This window comes from Actinomadura chibensis NBRC 106107, from assembly GCF_001552135.1.
In the GTDB taxonomy this organism is placed as follows: Bacteria; Actinomycetota; Actinomycetes; order Streptosporangiales; family Streptosporangiaceae; genus Spirillospora; species Spirillospora chibensis.
Genome location: NZ_BCQP01000075.1, coordinates 36,904 through 58,735 on the forward strand (window position 1 = coordinate 36,904; position 21,832 = coordinate 58,735).

A 21,832-nucleotide genomic window follows, 5' to 3' on the forward strand; every position below is an offset into this window, starting at 1 on the left:
TCAAGAGCACCCGTATCGTGTTGCGCAGTTGCAACCGAAAGGCACTCACCGCCACGGTCGCGGGCGGCAGGCTAGGACGTCAAGCATACGGGCACGGCGGCCCGGAAGGGGTGGGTCTGCTGTGACGCTGGCCGGAGAACGCGAACCGCGCTGGGACGGGGACCTCGGTGTCACCGGGGGCGGCGGCGCCGCGGGGCCGGGGGCCCGGCGCGGAAGGGGAGGTACGGCAGTGGCGGGCGACTCTGCGACCACGCGCGACACGCCCGGCGGGACGACCACCGCCCCGGATCCGGACGAGGTATTTGCCGACGGCCCGGAACCCGATACCGAAGCACGTCCGAAAAATGACGAACTGACGGAAGACGCGTCCGCGGACGCCGCCGGACCGGACGAGTCCACCGGTTCGCGGCGCGGCCGACGCGGACGCGGCCTCTGGGCCCTCGCCCGCCGCCACCCCGCGTTCAGTGTGATCATCACCACAGCCGCGCTCGTCCGCGTGGTCGCGATGCTCGGCTACCAGCCGGTGATGTTCTTCAACGACAGCTTCGACTACCTCCACGTCGCGACCGACCCGTACCCGCACCCGCTGCGACCGGACGGCTACGCGTTCCTGCTGTGGTTCCTGAAGCCGTTCCACAGCTTCGCGCTCGTCGCGGGCCTCCAGCACCTCATGGGCCTCGGCATGGGCGTGATGATCTACGCGCTGCTGCGCCGCCGGTTCCGGCTGCCCGGCTGGGGCGCCGCGCTCGCCGCCGCGCCCGTCCTGCTGGACGCCTACCAGCTCCAGCTCGAACACCTCGTCCTGTCCGACACGATGTTCACCTTCCTCGTGATGAGCGCGGTCACGCTGCTGCTGTGGCGGGACCGGCCGTCCTGGAAGATCGCGGCGGCGGTCGGGCTGCTCGTCGGGATGGCGTGGCTGACCCGCTCGGTCGGGATGCCGGTGCTGGTCGGCGTGCTCGTCTACATGCTGATCCGGCGCAGCGGCTGGCGGCTGCTCGCGGTCACGCTGGCGGCGTGCATGCTGCCGGTGATCGGCTACATGGGCTGGTACAAGGCCGAAAGCGGCAAGTTCGCGCTCACCGAGAGCAACGGGATCTTCCTGTACGCGCGGGTCTACAAGTTCGCCGACTGCCACCAGATGAAGGACCTCCCGGTCAGCGAGTACCCGCTGTGCACCGAGCCGGAGAACCGGCTGAAGACGTCCCAGTTCGGCATCTGGAGCGTCCAGTCCCCGCTGAACCGCTACACCGGGACGCGGTTCAGCCCCGACAACAACGCCCTCGCCAGCGACTACGCCAAACGCGCGATCATCGCGCAGCCGCTCGACTACCTCGGCGTCGTCGCGCACGACTTCTTCCGCGTCTTCCGCTGGGACCGGACGGTCTTCCCCGACCCGGCGACGTACGCGCAGTACGAGTTCCGCACGACGAGCAGGCCGCTGCCCGACTGGCACATGGACGGCAACTCGATCGCGTCCGCCGAGGCCAGGGCGTACGAGCGCGGCGACGCCCGCACCCGGGTCGTCGAGCCGTTCGCCGGGGTCGCCCGCGGCTACCAGGACGTGTTCTACCTGCGCGGGACGATGCTCGGCGTCGTCCTGCTGGTCGGCCTCGCCGGGCTCGCCGCGATGTGGCGGCGGTTCGGCGGCGAGGCGCTGCTGCCCTGGACGCTCGCGACCGGGCTGCTGCTCGCGCCCGCCGCCACCGCCGAGTTCGACTACCGGTACGTGCTGCCCGCCGTCCCGCTCGCGGCGCTCGCGGCCGGGATCGCGTTCCGGCCCGCGTCGCGCGCGACGGTCAGGGGCTGGACGCGCCGCCTCCGCCGGCGCGGCGACGATCCGGAGCGGGCGGACGCCCCCGCCCCGGAGAGCCCCGCGCCGCGCGACACGGCGGAGGTCCCGGCCTAGCGGCCCGCCCGGCGGCTCACCCGCTCCGCCCGCCGGTCGCCCGGTCGGCCGCCGGCCGCCGGCCGCCGGTGGCCGTCACCAGGCGTGCATGCGGCGGAGGTGGTACACCATCGCCACGTCGCCGTTGCCGTTCGCCTTCGGCGCCTCGCTCCGCCTGCGCCTGCTCGCCGACCGCGCCTTGACGTTCTGGCTCTGGCACTTCGGGCAGGAACGATCCATCCAGGGCGTGGTGCAGGGCTGGCCGCCGAACTCGTAGATGACGGCCTCGTTGCCGTGCCCGTCCCCGCAGTGCCGGACCTCCAGCTCCTCGTCCCAGGTAGTCGTGCAGTTCAGGCACTCGAAGACCCAGGATTCGTGGCTCGACCATGTGTCGCGCACGGCTGTCACCCCCTTCCGATGAAGTCCACCCACTACCCATGATGCGTCTCGCCGAGGCGCACCGATGCCTCTTATTCCCCGAAAGAACCGGTCGGACCTTTCCGATGCCGGTGACTATTTCCTGGCCTTCAGGACCGCGTCGTACACCGCCCGCTTCGGCGCCCCGTTCTCCTTCGCGACCTCCGAGATCGCCTGCTTCCGGGGGGTTCCGGCGTCCTCCCTGGCGGCGACGGCGGCGGCCAGGTCGGCGGGGTCGGTGAGGCCCGCCCGCTCGGGCGCGCCGCCGACGACGACGGTGATCTCGCCGAGCACGCCGTCCGCGGCCCAGGCGGCCAGGTCGGCGAGCGTCCCGCGGCGGATCTCCTCGTAGGTCTTGGTCAGCTCCCGGCAGACGGCGGCCGGACGGTCCGCGCCGAACGCGTCCGCCATCGCGGCGAGGGTGGAGTCGAGGCGGCGGGGGGACTCGAAGAACACCATCGTGCGCGGCTCGTCGGCGAGCGCGCCGAGCCGCCGGGCCCGCTCCCCCGGCTTGCGCGGCGGGAACCCCTCGAAGCAGAACCGGTCGGTGGGCAGGCCGGACGCGACCAGCGCGGTCGTGACGGCGGACGGCCCGGGCAGCACCGTCACCGGCGCGCCCTCGGCGACCGCCGCCTGGACGAGCCGGTACCCGGGGTCCGACACGCCGGGCATGCCCGCGTCGGTGATCACGAGGACGTCCCGTCCGGCGAGCAGCTCGGCGACCAGCCCGGCGGTCCGCGTCCGCTCGTTCGCGTCGTGGTAGGAGACGACCTTCCCGGCGAGCGGCACGCCGAGGTCGGCGGCGAGCCGGCGGAGCCGCCGGGTGTCCTCGGCGGCGATCACCGGGGCGGCGGCGAGCGCGTCCCGCAGCCGGACGGACGCGTCGTCGGCCCGTCCGATCGGCGCGGCCGCGAGCAAGAGGGTCCCCATCACGCGCCCCATTGTTCCAGCGCCCTCACCTGGGAAAGGCCGCCAAGGCCCGAAGGAGGGGGGAAATGCAAATATGCTCGCAAGATGGCGACGACGGATCTCGCTCCCGCGGCGGCGCCCGGCTCGCGGCGACGGCCTCCCCCGCTGCGGGAATGGCTCGCGCCCGCGCTCCCCGGCAGTCCCCTGCTCGGCTGGCTCGGCCCGCTGCTCGTGACGCTCTTCGCCGGCTACCTGCGCTTTCACCGGCTCGGGTCGCCGAACGCGGTGGTCTTCGACGAGACCTACTACGCGAAGGACGCGCTGGCCCTGCTGAAGTTCGGATGGGAGCACAACACCGTCCAGAACGCCGACAAGATGCTGATCGCCGACCAGCACGCGAACATCTGGGGGGACGGGCCCGCGTTCGTCGCGCACCCGCCCTTCGGCAAATGGATGATCGCGCTCGGCGAATGGGCGTTCGGCGCGACGCCGTTCGGATGGCGGTTCGTGCCCGCCGTCGCCGGGACGCTGTCGGTGCTGATCCTGTGCCGGGTCGCGCGGAAGATGACCGGCTCGACGCTCCTCGGCTGCGCCGCCGGGCTCCTGCTCGCCCTGGACGGCCTCCAGTTCGTCACCAGCCGGGCCGCGCTGCTCGACATCTTCGTCATGTTCTGGATCCTCGCCGGATTCGCGTGCCTGGTGAACGACCGCGAGCGGTCCCGGCGCATCCTCGCCGAGCGGATCGAAGGCGGCGACAGGTCGGTGCACGGGCCGTTCCGGGGGGCGTGGCGGGTCGTCCCCCCACAGAAGTACGGGCCGTTCCTCGCGCACGGCTGGCGGTACGGCGCGGGCATCTGCCTCGGCCTCGCCTGCGCCACCAAGTGGACGGGCGTCTTCTACATCGCGGCGTTCGGGCTGATGGTCGTCCTGTGGGACTACGGCGCGCGGCGCGCGGCCGGGGTCAGGGCGCCGTTCGCCGGGACGATGCTGCTGGAGGCGGTGCCCGCGTTCGTCCAGCTCGTCGTGGTGAGCCTCGTGACCTACCTCGTCACCTGGTGGGGGTGGATCTTCAAGCCCGGCGGGTGGGGGCGCGGCCAGGCGTCCGGCAGCATGCTGTGGCGCCCGTTCGAGGCCATGCCCGACCTGTGGCGCTACCACAAGCAGATGCTCGACTTCCACACCGGCCTGGACGACAAGCACCCGTACCAGTCGTGGCCGTGGGACTGGCCGATCCTGCGGCGCCCGGTCGCGTTCTTCTACACCCAGCCCGCGGACGCCTGCGGCGCGGGCAGGCGCTGCTCCCGCGAGATCCTCGGGATCGGCACGCCCGCGCTGTGGTGGGGCGCGCTGATCGCGCTGGTCGTCGTCGCGGGCATCTGGCTCATGCTGCGCGACTGGCGGGCCGGGGCGATCCTGGTCGGCTTCCTCGCCGGGTGGCTGACGTGGTTCCCGTCCGCGTTCTCCGAGCGGACGATGTTCCTGTTCTACGCGACGCCGCTGATCCCGTTCATGGTGCTCGCGATCGTGCTGGTGCTCGGCTACCTGATAGGACCGGCCCCCGCCGGGGCGGCGGGCGCGCATGCCCTGCGTCCGGGCCGGGGGGCCCACGACTCCTACCCGAACGCCCCCGTCCCGTCGTACGGCCCGGACCCCTACGAACCGGGCGGCGCCCACGCGGCCCAGCAGACCGCGAGCCTGCGCCGCCTGATAGGCGCCGCCGCCGCGGGCGCGTTCCTGCTGGTGGTCCTGGCGAACTTCGCCTACTTCTACCCGATCCTGGCCGCCCAGACGATCCCGTACACAGAGTGGCAAGAACGCATCTGGTTCAAATCCTGGGTCTGACCCCACCCCAGCCACCCCACGGGTCCGGTACCACTGGGCGCGGGCTTGAGCGCGCGAGGTTGAGCGGGCTTGGGGTTGAGCGGTGAGGTTAGGCGGGGGCTTCGGCGTTGACGGAGGTGGGGTGGAAGGTTCGGCCGCCTAGGAGGCAGAGGGTCAGGGCGAGGAGGCCGCCCGCGCCCGCGCCCGCGAACGCGCCGGGGACGCCCGCCACGTCCTGGCCGACGCCGGAGACGAACGAGCCGAGCGACCCGCCCGCGCCGACCGCCGCGACGACCCACGCGAACGCCTCGGTGACCGTCCCGCTCGGGGCGAGCCGGTCGACGAGCGTGAAGCTGCACGCCAGCACGGGCGCGAGGAACACGCCCGAGGCGAACGCCAGCACCGCCATGACCGCGAGCCCCGGCGCGAGGACGAGCGGCACGTACCCGGCGGCGAGCGCCGCCATCAGCCACGGCAGCCGCCGGTGCGGCGCGCCCGCCCAGCTCCGCGCGCCGTACACGATCCCGCCGGTCAGCGCGCCGCCCGCCATGCAGGCGAGCAGCAGCCCGGACGCGACCTCGCTGTCCTGCCGCTCGGCGTAGGCGACGACGGCGACCGCGTAGACGCCGAGCGCGATCCCGGCGCAGGCGAGCGACAGCAGCAGCACCCGCAGCCCCGGTGAGCGCAGCGGCCCGGCCCAGTCGGACGCGCGCGGCTCGCCCCGCCACCGCCGCGACGGCCCGGACAGCGCGACGATCAGCGTCCCGGCGATGCCGAGCGCGCCGGTGAGCAGCAGCGCGGTCTCGGTGTTCGCGACGGCCGCCGCGACGACGAGCAGCGGCCCCACGGTGAAGAGGAGCTCCTGCGCGGCGGCGTCGAGGGCGTAGGCGGCGTCGACCTGGTCGGGGCCGTCCAGGACGTCCGGCCAGAGCGCGCGCAGCCCGGCCTCCAGCGGCGGGGTCGCGAACCCGGCGGCGATCACGGCGGCGACGGCGAACGGCAGCGGGTCGGCCCCGGTCGCGGCCAGCGCGGCGAACCCGGCGGCGGACGCACACGCGGCCGGGATCAGCACGCGGGGCTGGCCGAGCCGGTCCATCGCGCGGCCGAGGACGGGCTGCCCCGCCGCCGTGGCCAGGCCGAGGATCGCGGCGAGCGTCCCGGCGAGGGGGTAGCCGCCGCCGTCCGACCGGATGTGCAGCACGACGGCGAGCATCCCCATCCCGTTGGGGAGGCGGCCGAGCAGGGTGGCCCCGAGCAGCCTCCCCGCGTACGGCCTCCGCAGGAAGACGACATAACCGCGCATCGCGCCCCCGACTTCCACGATCAAGTCATACGTATTACTCCGCCTTGAGGTCATACGTACCACTTCACGGCGCCGCGATCTAGTCTGAGTTTGTCCACGATCGGTCCCGAGGAGGCGCAGGTGTCCGCAGTCGGCCGTCCGACCAGCAAGGACGTGGCCCAGGAGGCGGGCGTCTCGCAGTCCACGGTCTCGCTCGTGCTGGGCGGCAAGTGGACGGGCCGGGTCTCCCCCGCCACCGCGCGCAGCGTCCGCAGCGCGGCGGAGCGGCTCGGCTACCGGCCGAACCTGGCGGCCCGGAACCTGCGGCTGGGCACCACGCGGACCGTCCTGCTGATGGTCCCGACGCTGACCGCGCCGTTCTTCGGCCCCGTCTACACGGGCGCGGCGCGGGTCGCGGCCCGGCACGGGTTCGGCGTGGTCGTCGCCACCTGGCCGGACGACGCGCACGGCCCGGCCGGGGAGGTCTGCCCGGGCCCGCCGTCCTACACCCCGCCGGACGGCCCGTTCGCGTCGCCGGACGAGGCGATCGACGGCGTCCTCGCGTCCTCGATGGCGGTGGAGGCGCTGGCCAGGTTCCGGGAGACGCCCGCCGTCATGCTGGACAGCGGCCCCAGCGCTCCCGACGGCGGCATCCCCACGGTGGACTTCGGCGTCGCCGAGGGGATGCGGGCCATCGCCGAACATCTGGCCGGACTCGGCCACCGCCGGATCGGGCACGTCGCCGCCGCCGTCGACCAGTGGACGTTCCGCGCGCGGGCCCGCGCCCTCGCCGCCGCCGTCGCGGCCGTGCCGGGCGGGACGCTGAGCCGGTCGATGTGCGCGATCGACGTCACCTCCGCCAAGAACGCGGCCGGGCGGCTGCTGGACCGTGCCGACCGGCCGACCGCGCTGGTCTGCGACGACGACCTGATCGCGGCGGGCGCGTACAAGGCGGCGCGGGCGCGCGGCCTGGACGTCCCCGGCGACCTGTCGGTGACCGGCTTCGACGACGTCCTGCTCGCGACCGCGCTGGAGCCGGAGCTGACGACCGTCCGGCTGCCCGCCGAGGAACTCGGCGCGCAGGGCATGACGGCGCTGCTCGACCTCCTCTCCGGCCGCCGCCCCGCCCCCCGCGTCCTGCCCGGCGAGCTGGTCCCCCGCGACTCGACCGCACCGCCCTCCGGCTGACCGCGTCCGTGTTGGGGTGCATCCCGCCGGATCAGGCGGTCCGCGTCCCGTTCGCGTAGTGGGTCGGGTATACAGCGGCGCATGGGATCTCATCCGTCCGAGACCGACATCGAGGCGCATCCGGAGAACCGGATCGGGACCGCGCCGCCGCGGACGCGGGCGTGGCGCGGCGGGGAGGTCGTGGCGGAGGGCTTCCCGGTCACCGAGGTCAGCGACTACCTGGAGCAGGACGGCACGGTCGTCTGGCTCGACCTGTGCGGCCCCCGCCAGGACGACCTCCGCGTGATCAGCGACGAACTGGGCCTCGACCACGTCGCGGTGGAGGACGCCGTCTCCCGGCACGAGCGGACGAAGCTCGACCGCTACGACGGCTACATGTTCGTCAACATGTACGTCCCGATGGTCCACGGCGCCGAAATGACGCTGCGTGAGCTGTCGGCGTTCGTGGCCAAGGGCGCGCTGGTCACGGTCCGGCAGGACGGCGGCCTGGACGTCGACGCGCTCATCCGCCGCTGGGACGAGAGCCCCGCCGCCGACCTCGACGGCGCCGGCGCCGCGTTCCTGCTGTACGGGATGCTGGACCTCGTCGTCGACCAGCAACTGGCGGCCGTCCAGGCGCTGGACGAGGAGGCCGACACCGTCGAGGACCTGGTGTTCGGCGACGAGTTCCCGGTCAAGGAGATCCAGCACCGCAGCTACCAGCTCCGCCGGAACCTCGCCAGGCTGCGCCGGATCGCGCTGCCGATGCGCGAGGTCCTGAACTCCCTCCTGCGCCGCGACAACCGCCTGGTCGATCCGAAGCTCGTCCCCTACCTCCAGGACGTCTACGACCACACCCTCCGCGTCGCGGAGTGGACGGACGGCCTCCGCGACCTCGTCGCCGACCTGCTCGACACGCGGCTGGCGCTCCAGGGCAACCGGATGAACGAGGTGATGAAGAAGGTGACGAGCTGGGCGGCGATCATCGCGGTGCCGACGGCCGTCACCGGCTTCTACGGGCAGAACGTCCCGTATCCGGGGTTCTCGAACCACACGGGGTTCGTGGCGAGCACGGTCGTCATCGTCGTGTGCAGCGTCGGCCTGTACCTGATCTTCAAGTGGCGCGACTGGCTGTGACCCCGCGTCGGCGCAGGTCGAACGGCATCCATATCGGGACGCCTATCGAGCGCGCCCGATATCAATATTGGACATGACCTCGCCCGTCCTGGTCTGCTCTCCGGCATGACGAGACTCGCTCCCGGGCTCCGGACGTCGTTCGGCGCCTCCGTCCTCGCGCTCGCCGTCCTCACCGGGTGCGGCGGGACGGCGTCCGACGCCTCCCCGGAGCCGCGGAGCGGCGCGTCCGAGAAGAGCGGTCCCACAGCGGCTCAGGGGAAGGTCGCGGCGCGGCTCCGCGCGCTGGAGAAGGCCCGCGGCGTGCGCGTCGGCGCGTACGCCGTCGACACCGGCACGGGGCGTTCCGTCTCCTACCGGGGCGGCGAGCGGTTCCCGTTCGCGTCGTCGTTCAAGGCGATGGCCTGCGGCGCGGTCCTGCGGAAGGCGCGCGACTCCGACCCGGCGCTGATGGACCGCGTCATCCGCTACGAGAAGAGCGACCTGGCCGATTTCTCGCCGGTGACGGAGAAGCACGTCGGCACGGGCATGACCGTCGCCGACCTGTGCCACGCGACGATCACCCGGAGCGACAACACGGCCGGGAACCTGGTGCTGAAGCTGATCGGCGGCCCGCCCGGCCTGACCGCGTTCCTCCGGTCGCTGGGCGACGCGTCCAGCAGGAGCGACCGCGCCGAGCCCGGCCTGAACCACTGGCGGCCGGGCGAGCCGCGCGACACCACGACGCCCGCCGCGTGGGCCGGTGACCTGCGGGCCCTGGCGGTCGGCGACGCGCTCGCCCCGCCCGACCGCACCCGGCTCGTCGGCTGGCTGAAGGCGACGGTGACCGGGGGCGAGCGCATCCGCGCCGGGCTGCCGAAGACCTGGACGGTCGGCGACAAGACCGGCACGGCGGGCGTCTACGGCAACGCCGTCGACGTAGCGGTCGCGTGGCCCAGGCCCGGCGCCGCGCCGCTGGTCATGGCGGTGCTGACGACGCGGCCGCGCGCGGACGCCGAGGCCGACGAGAAGGCCGTCGCCGAGACCGCCCGCATCCTCGCGGACGGCCTCGGCGACTGATGCCTCAGAGCCCCTTCAGGAAGTTCGCGGCGATGGGCGCGGCGGCCTCCGCGCCCGTCCCGCCGCCCTCGACGATGACGGCGAACGCGACGTCCTTCCGGTAGCCGATGAACCAGGCGTGCGTGGGCGGGTTGTCGCCCTGCCCGAACTCGGCGGTGCCGGTCTTGCCCGCCGTCCCGGGCGGGAACGACACGCCGGACGCCGTCCCCTCGCTGACCACGGCGGGCATCAGCGTGTGCAGGGCCCGCTCGACGGCCGGTTCGAGCTTCTTCGGCGGCTCGGGCCGGCGGCCGCCCGCGTCGGCGGCCCGCGCGGCGTCGGCGGCGGCGACGAGGCGGGGCGAGCGCCAGGTGCCGTCCGCCGCCGCGGCGGCGACGGCCGCCATGTTGAGCGGGCTGGTCAGCACCCGGCCCTGGCCGAAGGACGCGGCGGCGAACGCGGTGTCGTCCTTGTTCGCGGGGAACGCGGCGCGCACGGCGGGCGTCCCGGCGATGATCGGCGCGTTGAAGCCGAACTGGGCGGCGACCTGCGCGAGCCGCTTCTCCCCGAGCCTGTCCACGGCGAGGCGCGCGAACGTCGTGTTGCAGGAGTGCGCGAACGCCTCGCGGAGCGGGATCGTCCCGAAGTCCTCGTGCTTGTAGTTGTGGAACGAGCGGCCGCCGACCGTGGTCGTGGCCGGGCAGGCGACCTTGGTGCGCGCGTCCATGCCGCCCGCGACGAGCGCCGCCGCCGTGACGACCTTGAACGTCGAGCCGGGCGCGTACTGGCCCATCAGCGCCCGGTTGTAGCCGCCGGGCTTGTTCGCCACGGCGAGGATCTCCCCGGTGGACGGCCGCAGCGCGACCATCGCGGCGGGCTTGCTCGCCGCGCCGAGGGCCTTGCCCGCCGCCGCCTGCGCCTTCGGGTCGATGGTGGTCTGGAGCGGCTTTCCTTCGGCGCCGCCGAACCGCTTGAGCGTCTTCACCGGCGTGCCGTCCGCGCCGACGATCTGCACGGCGAGGGCCGGGGTCCCGGCGAGGCGTCGCTCGTACTGCCGCTGGAGGCCGTCCAGCCCGACCGGGTCGCCCTTCTGGTAGGGCGGGCCGAGCCGCTTCGCGGCCTCCGCGGACGCGGGCCCGACCGGCCCGGCGACCTGCTGCGCGGACCCGGACGGCGAGGTGCTCAGGTCGCTGCCGTCGGCCGCGAGGACGGCCGCCCGGTCGGGCCAGGCGCGGGCGGAGCGCAGCCGCTCGCCCTCCTTCAGCCCCGGGTACAGCAGCTCCGGCGACCACCGGACGCGCCACTTCCCGTCCCGCTTCACGAACGGGAGCGACCCCTGATAGGTCCAGGTGCGGTTCCCGGCGAGCGTCAGCTCGGCGGTGTAGGCGCCGCCCGCCGCGCCGTCCTCGACCTTGCCGACCGAGGCCACGGTGTAGCGCTGGCCGGTCAGGCCGAGGTCGTCGCGCTGACGCGCGAGCCGTTGCTCGAAGTCGGCGGGCGGACGGTCGGTCAGCGCCCTCATCGCGGCGTGGTCGGCTCTCGTCCAGGCCGCGAGGTAGCGCCGCGCGGTGTCCTTCGGGTCGTCGCCGCCGCGCAGGAACCACACCGCCCCCGCCCCCACGAGCACGACCGCCGCCGCGGCGGCGACGGCGGCGATCACACGGGATCGGCGCATCGTCGGTTCTCCCTTCCCCCTCCGGACGAGGGGTCCCCCTTGATTGAGTGCACAAGGAGACCAGGCTCGGCGTGAAATGTCCAAGATTCATATCTATGTCGGATGAATATCCGTTTCGATATCATCGCTGCTCGTGAACGTCGTGGGGCATCTGCGGTGCTTCGTCATGGTCGCGGAGGAGCTGCACTTCGGCCGCGCGGCGGAGCGCCTCGGCATGGCCCAGCCGCCGCTGAGCCAGCGGATCAAGCGGCTGGAGCGGGAGCTCGGCGTCCGGCTGTTCGACCGGTCGAGCCGGAAGGTCGAGCTGACCGCGCCCGGACGCCTCCTGCTGGACGAGGCCCGTGACATCCTCACCCGCGTGGACCGCGTCTACTCCGTCGCCGAGCGCGCCCGGCTCGGCGAGTCCCGCGCCGTGCGGGCGGGCGTGCCGAGCGACCTCGGCGGGCCGATCGTCGCCGCGCTGATCGCCGCGTTCCGGGCGCGCCGCCCGGACGTGCGGCTCGACCTGCGCGAGGCGGGGACGGCCGAGCAGGTCCGCGCGCTGGCGGAGGGCGCGCTGGACGCGGCGGTCGTGCGGCACCCGTGCGACTCCCGCGACCTGGAGCTCGGCCCGATGCTCGGCCGCCCGCTCGGCGTCCTGCTGCCCGCCGGTTCCGACCTCGCCGCGTCCCCCGAGGTGCATCTCGCCGACCTCGCCGGGCGCGACCTCGTCCTGCCGCCGCGTGCGGAGGCGCCCGGCGCGCACGACGAGCTGCTGGCGAGCTGCCGCAGGCACGGGTACGCGCCGGGCGCCGTCCACGAGGCGCGGCACCCGGAGTTCGCGCTCGGGCTCGTCCTCGCCGGGACGGCGGTGGCGCTCGTCCCCCGCGCCGACGTCCCGGCCGGGACGGCGTGGCGTCCGCTCGTGGGCGAGCCGCTCGCCTGGCGGACGTCGTGCGCGTGGCGGCGTGCCCGCGACCCCGAGCACGCCCGCGCGATCGCCGACTTCACCGCCGTCGCGACGGCCGTCCTGCGCCGCGAGGCGGGCATGACCCCGCTGGACGCCGCCCCCGCCCGCCGCGTCGTCCCGCGCCCCTCTTCCGGGTTCCTCGCATGAGCGACGTGAACGAGCGGATCGAGGACGAGTTCGGGGCGGCCGGGGTCGCCGGGTGGCTGCACGCCGTGGACGTCGACACCGGGCGGGAGGTGTCGGTCGGGGCCGATGAGCCGGTGGTGCTCGCGTCGGTGTTCAAGGTGCCGCTGCTCGTCGCGTTCCACCGGCAGGCGGCGTCCGGCCTGCTCGACCCGTCCGAGCAGGTCACCCTCCGTCCCGAGGACCGCACCGCCGGGCCCACGGGGGTGTCGGGGATGCTGGACGAGGTCCGCATGTCCCTCCGCGACCTCACCTTCCTGATGATCACCGTGAGCGACAACGCCGCCGCCGACGTCGTCCTGGACAGGGTCGGCCGCGGCGCGGTCAACGCGACCGCCGAGGCGCTCGGCCTGCCGGGCACGGTCGTGGAGGTCAGCGGCCGCGAGCTGCACGAGTCCCTCCTCGCCGACGCGGGCGCGGCCACCTTCGGCGAAGTGTGGGCGCGGCTGGACGAGCCGGGCGTCCGCGAAGGGCTCCGCGTCCTCGACCCGCTCCGGACGAGCCGCAGCACCCCCCGCGACATGACCCGCCTGCTGTCGCTGATCTGGCGGGACGAGGCCGCGCCCGCCGAGGGCTGCGCCGCGATGCGCCGCGTGTTCGGGCTCCAGGTGTGGCCGCACCGGCTGTCGTCCGGGTTCCCCTACGACGACGTCCTCGTGAGCGGCAAGACCGGTACATTGCCGACGCTCCGCAACGAGGTCGGCGTCGTCGAGTACCCGGACGGCGGCCGCTACGCCGTCGCCGTGTTCACCCGCTCGCTGCTGCCGATCGCCGTCCTGCCGCAGGCCGACGCCGTGATCGGGACGGCCGCGCGGCTCGCCGTGGAGACTTTGCGCGGTCCGTAACGCTCCATAGCACGAACCCGGCAGACCGATACCGGCGATTGGCCGTGCCGTCGACCCGGCACCTGCTCCGGAAACGTAGGCTGTACCCCGTCTTTGATCGTCCTTGGGAGACTTCTTTGCGGCTGCCGGAGCATCTGGAGCTACTGCTCACCGACGAGCCGGTGCTCGACGTCTACTCGTACGGTCCGTGGCGCGTCCCCGACGGCCTGTTCGAGGAGATCTCGGCGCGGATCGACGGGCTCGCGGCCGACCCGCGCGCCGCCGACCTGACCACCGACGAGCACAAGCTCCTCACCCTGCCCGCGTCGCTGGTCACGGCCGAGATCTTCGGGATCCTCGCGTTCCTGCCGGGCGGCGGCGCGATCAAGGCGGGCTCGTACTCGCAGCTCCCCGAGCGGCTGCTGCACGGCCACCTCGTGAACCCGGGCCCGCTCAGCACCCGGATGACGCGCTGGGACGCGCCCGGCGGCCGATGGCGGCCACCGGTCGACTGGCTGATCGAGGCGCCCGAGCGGGAGCTCGCGATCGAGCTGGCCCGCGACTGCCTGGCCGCGCTGGAGGGCATCGAGCCGCTGGAGGAGCGCCGCAAGGCGCTGCTGCGCCTCTACGACGACCCGCCGACCTGCGACGTCAACCTGCCGAAGATGGAGCTGCGGGAGAACTGGCACGCGCACGCGGGCGACGACATCGTCACGGCGGTGCCGGAGCTGCTCGGCCCGGTCGGCTACCTGGAGTGGGTGTGCGGGGGGCTGCTGTCGTCCTTCGAGCACCTGATGGAGGCGGCGCCGAGGGACGAGAACGCCGAGGTCCACCTGAGCCAGCTCCTCCTGCAGGGGAGCATGGAGCACGTCCCGGCGGAGCTGTCGGTCGCGCTCGGCGAGGACCGCTACCGCGAGCTGCAGCGCCGGTTCCCGGCCGAGCGGCGCGGGTTCAAGCCGGGCGCGTGGCAGGAGCGGACGCGGGCGTGGCTCGTCCGCGCGCTGGTCGCCGGGGCCGCGGACGCCTGCCGGGGCTGGCTCGACATGGCGATGCGGTTCATCGCGATCGTGCAGGGGCTGCCGGGCGACCCGTGGTTCCCGAAGGCCGAGTGGATCCCGGTCGGCCAGTTCCAGACCGACCTGCGCCGCCTGTACGCGCCGCGCCGCCGGGTCGTGAACCCGCTGACCGAGACGTTGAAGAGCGTCCCGGCGGACGCCGCCGAGGCCCGTCCCGAGCGGGGCGGCCGATCGGAGATCGCGACGTCGCTGGTGGAGCAGGCCGAGCTGGTCGCCGCGCTGGACGAGCTGACCCGCGGCGACGCGCCGGTCCGGCTGCTGGTCGCGGGCCCGGACGGCACCGGCAAGCGGGACGCGGCGCAGGAGCTGGCGAAGGCGCTGTCCCTCGGCCGCGACCCGCACTGGGTGTCGGACAACCTGTTCACCGGCCAGCGCCTGTCGGACGCGGTCGCGAAGCTGCACGCCGACGCCCGCGACTGCGCGGGCGACCGGCTGCTCGTCATCGAGGGCCTGGACGGCATCGTCACCGACCCCGGCAACGGCGAGGCCATCGCCGCCGAGCTGCACCGGCTGCTCGCCGTCCACCCCGACCTGCACCTCGTGGCGCTGTGCGACACGGGCGGGGACGAGCGGATCCGCGAGATCAACCCCGTCCTGCCGCACCGGTTCCGGGTCGTGCGGACGCACCCGTTCACCGCCGAGGGGCACGCGGAGCTGTTCCGCCGGGCGCTGGACGCGCGCGGCGCCCGCGCCACCCGGCAGGCCGTGGCCGCGGCGGGCGAGCTGCTCGCCGCGACGCCGCCGATGCAGACGCTCCGCAACGCCCGGCTCGCGCCGCACCTCGCCGACCAGGTCGTCGCGGTCGCGGCGGAGCGGGCCGCGAAGAACGGCACGGCCGAGCTGGTCGTCCGCAAGCAGGACATCCCGGAGACGCTCGACACGTCCCGCGCCGCCGGGAACCCGCTCGCCGAGCTGCACGACCTCACCGGGCTCGACACGGTCAAGCACGAGATCGCGCTGCTCGTCGCGGGGACGCACGCGGCGCGGCTGCGCGCCGAGTCCGGGCTGCGGATCACGCCGCCGACCCGGCACATGGTGTTCACCGGCAACCCCGGCACCGGCAAGACGATGGTGGCGCGGCTGCTCGGACGCATCTACAAGCGGCTCGGGGTGCTGTCGTCCGGGCATCTGGTGGAGGCGTCCCGCGCGCACCTCGTCGGCGAGTACATCGGGCAGACCGCGCCGCGCACCCGCCGCCTGGTGGAGCGGGCGCTCGGCGGCGTCCTGTTCATCGACGAGGCGTACACGCTGACGCAGTCGCCGCTGAAGGGCGACTACGGGCACGAGGCGATCGCCGAGCTGGTCAAGCTGATGGAGGACCACCGCGACGACCTCGTGGTGATCGTCGCGGGCTACCAGCAGGAGATGGCCGAGTTCCTCGCCGCCAACCCGGGCCTCGACTCGCGGTTCCCGAAGCAGATCCACTTCCCGGACTACTCCGACGACGAGCTGATCACCGTGTTCGGGCAGCTCGCCGCCGCGGACGGGTTCCGGCTCGCGGACGGCACCGAGGACGTCCTGCGCGCGATGCTGCGCCGCGCCCCGCGCGGCCCGTCGTTCGGCAACGGCCGGCTGATGCGCAACATGCTGGACGTGGCCGTCGCGAACCAGGCCGACCGGGTCGCGTCCGTCGCCGTCGCGGCGAAGCGGATCACCCCGCAGGGCAAGGGCGGCAAGCCCGTCAAGCCGCCGACGAAGAGGGAACTGATCACCCTCACCGCCGAGGACCTGCCGCCGCTGCTCGAACACCCGGAGGAATTCTTCGGTTTGTACCTCTGACTGGGTATGACCTGAGATGGCTTCCCCGCCCGCCGACGGCGAGGAGGCTTCCATGGGCCGCGACGAGCGGCTGCTGCGCGGTGTCGCCGACCGGGAGACGGCCCGGCTCCGGGACGGGACGCTCCCCTGGTCCCGCTGGCTCGACCAGGCGGCGGTGCACGGCCGCCGCCACGACTACACCGGCATCCTGCTGATCGGCGCGCAGTGGCGGGGCGCGGCCGACGTCCGCTCCTACGAGGAGTGGCGGTCGGCGGGACGCCAGGTCAGGAAGGGCGAGACGGGCATCCGCGTCCTCGGCCGGACGGGCGCGCCGCGCGCCGTGTTCGACGTGACGCAGACCGAGGGCCTGCCGCTCCCCGCGCCCGGCCCGCCGCCGCCCGGCGCCGAACGCCACGTCGCGGCGCTGACGGTGAACGCCCCGGGCGAGTCTCCTGCGGGGGGACGACCCCCCGCACCCCCTGAGACGGGCGGGGTGGTCCGGCGGGTGGAGGCCGACTCGGTAGCGTTTCTCGTCGCGTCCTGGCTCGGCCTCGAACCGGAGATGCCCGCCTTCCCGGACCGCGCGTTCTGGGCCGGGCCCGGCCTGGGCGACCGCATCCTGCGGACGGCGCGCCGCGTGTACGGCCGGGCGTCGGGAGCGTCGCGGGACGGGATCACCGCCGACGCCGAGCGCTTCTTCCGCGCCGCCCTCGGCGGGAGCTGGGTGCCCGCCTACCTGGCCGAACGCGGCTTCCCGCCGGGCGTGCAGGCGCGCTGGCGGATCGGGTACGCGCCCGCCGGGCGGCGCGCCCTCACCGAGCACCTGCGGACGCGCGGCCACACCGAGGACGCGATCGTCGCGGCCGGGCTCGCCCGCCGCGACCCGGCCGGGCGCGTGCGCGACACGTTCCGCGACCGCGCGGTGTTCGCGATCCGCACCGTGGACGGCGCGGTCGCGGGCTTCATCGGACGCCGCCGTGACCGCGCCCCCGGCCCCAAGTACCTCAACGGCCCGGACACGTCCCTCTTCCACAAGGGCGAACTGCTGTACGGGCTGCACGAGGCGCGCGACCGGCTCGCGGCGGGGGCGCGCCCGGTGGTGGTCGAAGGACCGCTGGACGCGATCGCGGTGACGCTCGCGGGCCCCACCGAGTACGCGGCCGTCGCGACCTGCGGGCTCGCGCTCACCTCGGCGCAGCTCGGCGCGCTCGCCGACACCGCCGACCTCGACCGGGCGGGCGTCCTCGTCGCGCTGGACGGCGACCCGGCCGGACGGTCCGGCGCCGTTCGCGCCTGGGAGCGGCTCGCCCGCGTCGGCGGGCCGGTCGAGCTGGCGGCGCTGCCCCTCGGACGCGACCCGGCCGACGTCCTCCGGGCGGAGGGGCGCGCGGCCCTCCTCCGGGCGCTCCGCGCCCGCGCACCACTGATGGACGCGGTCGTCGACGCCGCGCTCACCCGCGCGGGCGGGACGCTCGGCACGCCGGAGGAGCGGCTGACCGCGATCCGCGCCGCGTCCGGGGTCGTCGCGTCCCGTCCGGCGGAGGCGGCGCGCCAGGTCGTCCGGATCGCGTCGAGGACGGACGTGCCGCCCGCCCTCGTCACCGAGATCCTCCTCGACACCGTCAGCCCGTGACCACCGTCAGCCCGTGACCACCGTCAGGCGGGCGGCGGCGGCGAAGAGGAGGCTCTCGGCGCCGCGCCGGGTGACGAGCTGCGCGCCGACCGGGAGGCCGCCGACCGTCCCGGCGGGGACGCTCAGCGCGGGCAGCCCGAGGACGTTCCACGCGCAGGTGAGGCTGACCAGCGTCGGGACGTGCGGTCCGAGCGGCCCCTCCGTTTCGCCGATCTTCGGCGCGGTGATCGGCAAGGTCGGCATGGCGAGCAGGTCGTAGCGGTCGAGCAGCCCCTCGACCTGGCGGGCGAACGCGTCCCGCTCCCGGAACGCCCGCACGTACCGCCAGCCGGGCGTCTCGGCCGCGCGCCGGAGCCGTTCGAGCGTCGGCGGCTGGTACAGCTCCGGCGCCTCGGCGACGCGCTCGGCGTGGACGTCGTACGCCTCGCTGTCCTGGATGAAGCGGAAGACCCGCCGCAGCTCGGCGAAGTCGAGCGTCTCGGACGGCGCGTCCGGGAACAGCGCCCGGACGGCCGCCTCCACCTCGGGGTCGATGGCCTGCGGCTCGATCCAGGCGACGCGCCCGCCGTCCGACACCGGGTCGATGGGGGCGACGAGCGCCTCATAGGCGACGCGGCAGTCGTCCGCCGACCCGGCGAGGAGGCCGACGTGGTCGAAGGACGTCGACAGCGGGAACACCCCGCCGGTCGGGATGGAGCCGAAGGCGGGCTTGAACCCGGCGATCCCGCAGAACGCCGCCGGGATCCGCACCGACCCGCCGGTGTCGGTGCCGAGGGCGAGCGGAACGGTCCCCGCCGCGACCGCGACGGCGCTGCCGCTGCTCGACCCGCCGGACATCCGCTCCCGGTCGTGGGGGTTGCGGACGGGCCCGTCCACCGTCACGTCGCCGCTGCCCCCGTAGGCGAACTCGTGCGTGCCGGTCTTGCCGACGATCACCGCGCCCGCGTCGCGCAGCAGCCGGACGCAGTCGGCGTCGGCGTCGGCGACGTGCCCGGCGAAGTGCGCGGAGCCCATGCCGGTCGGCAGCCCGGCGACGTCGATGATGTCCTTCACCGCGACGGGGATCCCGTGCAGCGGGCCCCGGTCGGCGCCGGACGCGAGTTCCCCGTCCGCCCGCCGCGCCGCCGCCTCCGCCCCCGCGCAGTCGACGGTCACGAAGGCGTTCAGCTCCGGATCGACCGACTCCAGCGCGCCCGCGAGGAGCCCGGCCGCCGACTCGTCCCCGGACCGCAGCGCGCGGCCGAGCTCCGTCAGCGTCCGGCCGGTGAAGAACCCGCCCATGCCATCTCCCTGTGTACGACCCTTGTATACGACGCTTGTATACGACCCTGTGTACGACCTGGCTGTGCTGCGTAGCATGACAGAACGCCCGGTCCGGACGGGCGCCCCGGCGGGCGGGCCGCCGGTCGCGCTGTGTCGCCCGCTCGTCGCGGAGCGTGAGCCGATCGTCGCACGGACTCGACCGCCGGTCGACCGCACGCCCGGACCCCGATACCTACGCGCCGGTAGGCGGCAGGCTTCAACGCACCTAGTGAGACGCTCCCACCGGTTCGCTGGGGGGCGGGGCGGAGGCCGCGCCGCCGCTCGGCGCGGCGACCGCCCCTGTAACCGGTGACGTCCTCGACCAGGTGGGGAGCGAGCCACGGCGGCGTAAGGCGCACCCACGCCGCCGTGGCTCCGTCGCCCTCGCCGGACGGTTGAGACCGCCGATCGCGGGGACGTGCATACGTCGTGACCGACGAAGAAACGCGACGGATCGACACGTACTGGCGAGCCGCGAACTACCTTTCGGTGGGCCAGATCTACCTCCTCGGCAACCCGCTGCTCCGCGAGCCGCTCACGCGCGACGACATCAAGCCGCGCCTGCTCGGCCACTGGGGCACGACGCCCGGCCTGAACTTCTGCTACGCGCACCTCAACCGGGTGATCAAGAAGCGCGACCTGGACATGATCTACGTCATGGGCCCGGGGCACGGCGGTCCGGCGGCGGTCGCGAACGCGTGGCTTGAGGGGACCTACAGCGAGGTCTACCCGGACGTGTCGTACGACGAGGCGGGCATGCGCCGCCTGTTCCGGCAGTTCTCGTTCCCCGGCGGGATCCCGAGCCATGTCGCGCCGGAGACGCCCGGCTCCATTCACGAGGGCGGCGAGCTCGGCTATTCGCTCGCGCACGCCTTCGGCGCGGCCTTCGACAATCCGGATCTGGTGGTGGCGTGCATCGTCGGGGACGGGGAGGCCGAGACCGGCCCGCTCGCGGCGAGCTGGCATTCCGGCAAGTTCCTGGACCCGGTGAAGGACGGCGCGGTCCTGCCCGTCCTGCACCTCAACGGATACAAGATCGCGAACCCGACGGTGCTGGCGCGGATCCCAGAGGAGGAGCTCGTCCAGCTCCTCGACGGGTACGGGTACCGGCCGTTCCTGGTGAGCGGGGACGACCCCGCGTCCATGCACCACAAGATGGCCGCCGCGCTCGACCAGGCGCTGGACGAGATCGCCGAGATCCAGCAGGGCGCCCGCTCCGGCCGGACGGCGGGGCGGCGGCGCTGGCCGATGATCGTCCTGCGGACCCCGAAGGGCTGGACGGGCCCGAAGGAGGTCGACGGCCTCCCGGTCGAGAACACCTGGCGCGCCCACCAGGTGCCGCTGTCGGGCGTCCGCGACGACCCCGAGCACCTCGCACAGCTTGAGGAGTGGCTGCGGTCGTACCGTCCGGACGAGCTGTTCGACGCCGCGGGCCGCCCGGTCGAGGAGGTCCGCGCGCAGGCCCCCGAGGGCGGGCGGCGGATGAGCGCGAACCCGCACGCCAACGGCGGGCTGCTGCTGAAACCGCTGGTCCTGCCCGACTTCCGCGACTACGCCGTCCCGGTGGAGGCGCCCGGCACGGCGGTCACCGAGCCGACCCGGCGGCTCGGGGTCTTCCTCCGCGACGTCGTCCGGGCCAACCCGTCCAATTTCCGCATCATGGGCGCGGACGAGACCGCGTCCAACCGGCTGGACGCCGTGTTCGACGCGACCGACCGGGTGTTCCAGGGCGAACTGCTCCCCACCGACGAGCACCAGGCCCCGTCCGGGCAGGTGATGGAGGTGCTGAGCGAGCATCTCTGCCAGGGCTGGCTGGAGGGGTATCTCCTCACCGGGCGGCACGGCCTGTTCAACAGCTACGAGGCTTTCGTGCACATCGTGGACGCGATGTTCAACCAGCACGCGAAATGGCTGAAGGTCACGCGGGGGCTGGCGTGGCGGCGTCCGATCGCGTCGCTGAACTACCTCCTTTCCTCGCACGTGTGGCGGCAGGACCACAACGGCTTCACCCACCAGGACCCCGGTTTCCTCGACGTCGTCTTGAACAAGAAACCGGAGATCGTCCGGGTCTATCTGCCGCCGGACGCCAATACCCTCCTGTCGGTCGGCGACCATTGCCTGCGCTCCCGCGATTACGTCAACGTCGTCGTCGCCGGAAAGCAGCCCGCGCTCGACTGGCTGTCCATGGACGAGGCGATAGCGCACAGCACGCGCGGAATCGGGATCTGGGAATGGGCGTCCACCGACGGCGGAGCCGATCCCGACGTCGTGCTCGCGTGCGCGGGAGACGTCCCGACCCTGGAGACCCTCGCCGCCGCCGACCTGCTCCGCCAGTTGTTCCCGGAACTGCGCGTCCGGGTGGTGAACGTCGTCGACCTCATGCGGCTCCAGCCGCCCAGCCAGCACCCGCACGGAATGCCGGACCGCGAATACGACGCCCTCTTCACCACCGACAAGCCCGTCATCTTCGCCTTCCACGGCTACCCATATCTGATCCACCGGCTCACCTACCGCCGCGCCGGGCACCACAACCTGCACGTCCGCGGCTACAAGGAGGAGGGGACGACCACCACGCCGTTCGACATGGTCATGCTCAACGACCTGGACCGCTTCCACCTGGTCATGGACGTCATCGACCGCGTCCCGTCCCTGGGCGGACGCGTCGCCCACATCAGGCAGCGCATGGCCGACGAGCGCCTCCGCCTGCGCGCCTACACCCGCGAACACGGCCAGGACGCCCCCGAGATCCAGAACTGGACGTGGCCGCAGTGAGGGT

15 protein-coding genes are annotated in these 21,832 nt (G+C 73.9%); 10 read left to right on the forward strand and 5 right to left on the reverse strand.

Features of this window, described 5'->3' with window-relative positions; genetic code table 11:
- Nucleotides 1-229: 229 nt before the first annotated feature.
- On the forward strand, nt 230-1,909 hold the full coding sequence (locus tag ACH01S_RS37040; protein WP_246236614.1) for a hypothetical protein: 1,680 nt from the start codon (nt 230-232) through the stop codon (nt 1,907-1,909).
- A gap of 75 nt (nt 1,910-1,984) precedes the next feature.
- On the opposite strand, the gene ACH01S_RS37045 is transcribed toward ACH01S_RS37040, so the two are convergent.
- Nucleotides 1,985-2,287 carry a hypothetical protein gene (locus ACH01S_RS37045; protein WP_067903507.1) on the reverse strand — a complete coding sequence of 101 codons (303 nt, stop codon included), beginning with the start codon at nt 2,285-2,287 and terminating at the stop codon, nt 1,985-1,987.
- A 114-nt stretch (nt 2,288-2,401) separates the two neighbouring features.
- Entirely contained in the window at nt 2,402-3,235 is an 834-nt protein-coding gene (rsmI, locus tag ACH01S_RS37050) for a 16S rRNA (cytidine(1402)-2'-O)-methyltransferase (RefSeq protein ID WP_246236612.1), read from the reverse strand.
- An 84-nt stretch (nt 3,236-3,319) separates the two neighbouring features.
- Here rsmI and ACH01S_RS37055 point away from each other — a divergent pair, with 84 nt between their 5' ends.
- The gene (locus ACH01S_RS37055) at nt 3,320-5,056 is read left to right on the forward strand and encodes a dolichyl-phosphate-mannose--protein mannosyltransferase (protein WP_067903514.1); all 1,737 of its coding nucleotides are present in this window, start codon (nt 3,320-3,322) and stop codon (nt 5,054-5,056) included.
- An 88-nt stretch (nt 5,057-5,144) separates the two neighbouring features.
- Here ACH01S_RS37055 and ACH01S_RS37060 read toward each other — a convergent pair whose 3' ends face one another.
- The gene (locus ACH01S_RS37060; protein WP_246236610.1) at nt 5,145-6,356 is read right to left on the reverse strand and encodes an MFS transporter; all 1,212 of its coding nucleotides are present in this window, start codon (nt 6,354-6,356) and stop codon (nt 5,145-5,147) included.
- A gap of 102 nt (nt 6,357-6,458) precedes the next feature.
- Here ACH01S_RS37060 and ACH01S_RS37065 point away from each other — a divergent pair, with 102 nt between their 5' ends.
- The 3 genes from ACH01S_RS37065 to bla all read left to right on the forward strand — a co-directional run bounded on the left by ACH01S_RS37065 (nt 6,459) and on the right by bla (nt 9,677).
- A complete protein-coding gene (locus ACH01S_RS37065) occupies nt 6,459-7,505 on the forward strand; it encodes a LacI family DNA-binding transcriptional regulator (RefSeq protein ID WP_067903518.1) in 1,047 nt (348 codons plus the stop codon).
- Between the two features lie 81 nt (nt 7,506-7,586).
- Nucleotides 7,587-8,621, forward strand: a complete 1,035-nt coding sequence (locus tag ACH01S_RS37070; RefSeq protein WP_083981570.1) for a magnesium transporter CorA family protein — start codon at nt 7,587-7,589, stop codon at nt 8,619-8,621.
- A 105-nt stretch (nt 8,622-8,726) separates the two neighbouring features.
- Complete coding sequence (gene bla / locus ACH01S_RS37075; RefSeq protein WP_067903521.1) at nt 8,727-9,677, forward strand: class A beta-lactamase; 951 nt, start codon at nt 8,727-8,729, stop codon at nt 9,675-9,677.
- Between the two features lie 4 nt (nt 9,678-9,681).
- Here the strand turns inward: bla and ACH01S_RS37080 are convergent, their stop codons facing one another.
- Entirely contained in the window at nt 9,682-11,331 is a 1,650-nt protein-coding gene (locus ACH01S_RS37080; RefSeq protein ID WP_067903524.1) for a penicillin-binding transpeptidase domain-containing protein, read from the reverse strand.
- A gap of 133 nt (nt 11,332-11,464) precedes the next feature.
- On the opposite strand from ACH01S_RS37080, the gene ACH01S_RS37085 reads away from it, so the two are divergent.
- From ACH01S_RS37085 to ACH01S_RS37100, 4 genes are all read left to right on the forward strand, one after another.
- Nucleotides 11,465-12,427, forward strand: coding sequence for a LysR family transcriptional regulator (locus ACH01S_RS37085; RefSeq protein WP_067903528.1), 963 nt, complete (start codon nt 11,465-11,467; stop codon nt 12,425-12,427).
- Nucleotides 12,424-13,308, forward strand: a complete 885-nt coding sequence (locus ACH01S_RS37090; RefSeq protein WP_067903531.1) for a serine hydrolase — start codon at nt 12,424-12,426, stop codon at nt 13,306-13,308. The genes ACH01S_RS37085 and ACH01S_RS37090 overlap by 4 nt, the downstream gene beginning before the upstream one ends.
- A 116-nt stretch (nt 13,309-13,424) precedes the next feature.
- Nucleotides 13,425-16,142, forward strand: coding sequence for an AAA family ATPase (locus ACH01S_RS37095; RefSeq protein WP_067903534.1), 2,718 nt, complete (start codon nt 13,425-13,427; stop codon nt 16,140-16,142).
- Between the two features lie 52 nt (nt 16,143-16,194).
- Entirely contained in the window at nt 16,195-17,754 is a 1,560-nt protein-coding gene (locus ACH01S_RS37100) for a toprim domain-containing protein (protein WP_067903537.1), read from the forward strand.
- 6 nt (nt 17,755-17,760) lie between these two features.
- On the opposite strand, the gene ACH01S_RS37105 is transcribed toward ACH01S_RS37100, so the two are convergent.
- On the reverse strand, nt 17,761-19,035 hold the full coding sequence (locus tag ACH01S_RS37105) for an amidase (RefSeq protein ID WP_067903540.1): 1,275 nt from the start codon (nt 19,033-19,035) through the stop codon (nt 17,761-17,763).
- Between the two features lie 450 nt (nt 19,036-19,485).
- On the opposite strand from ACH01S_RS37105, the gene ACH01S_RS37110 reads away from it, so the two are divergent.
- The gene (locus tag ACH01S_RS37110) at nt 19,486-21,828 is read left to right on the forward strand and encodes a phosphoketolase family protein (protein WP_067903542.1); all 2,343 of its coding nucleotides are present in this window, start codon (nt 19,486-19,488) and stop codon (nt 21,826-21,828) included.
- The last annotated feature ends 4 nt before the right edge of the window (nt 21,829-21,832 follow it).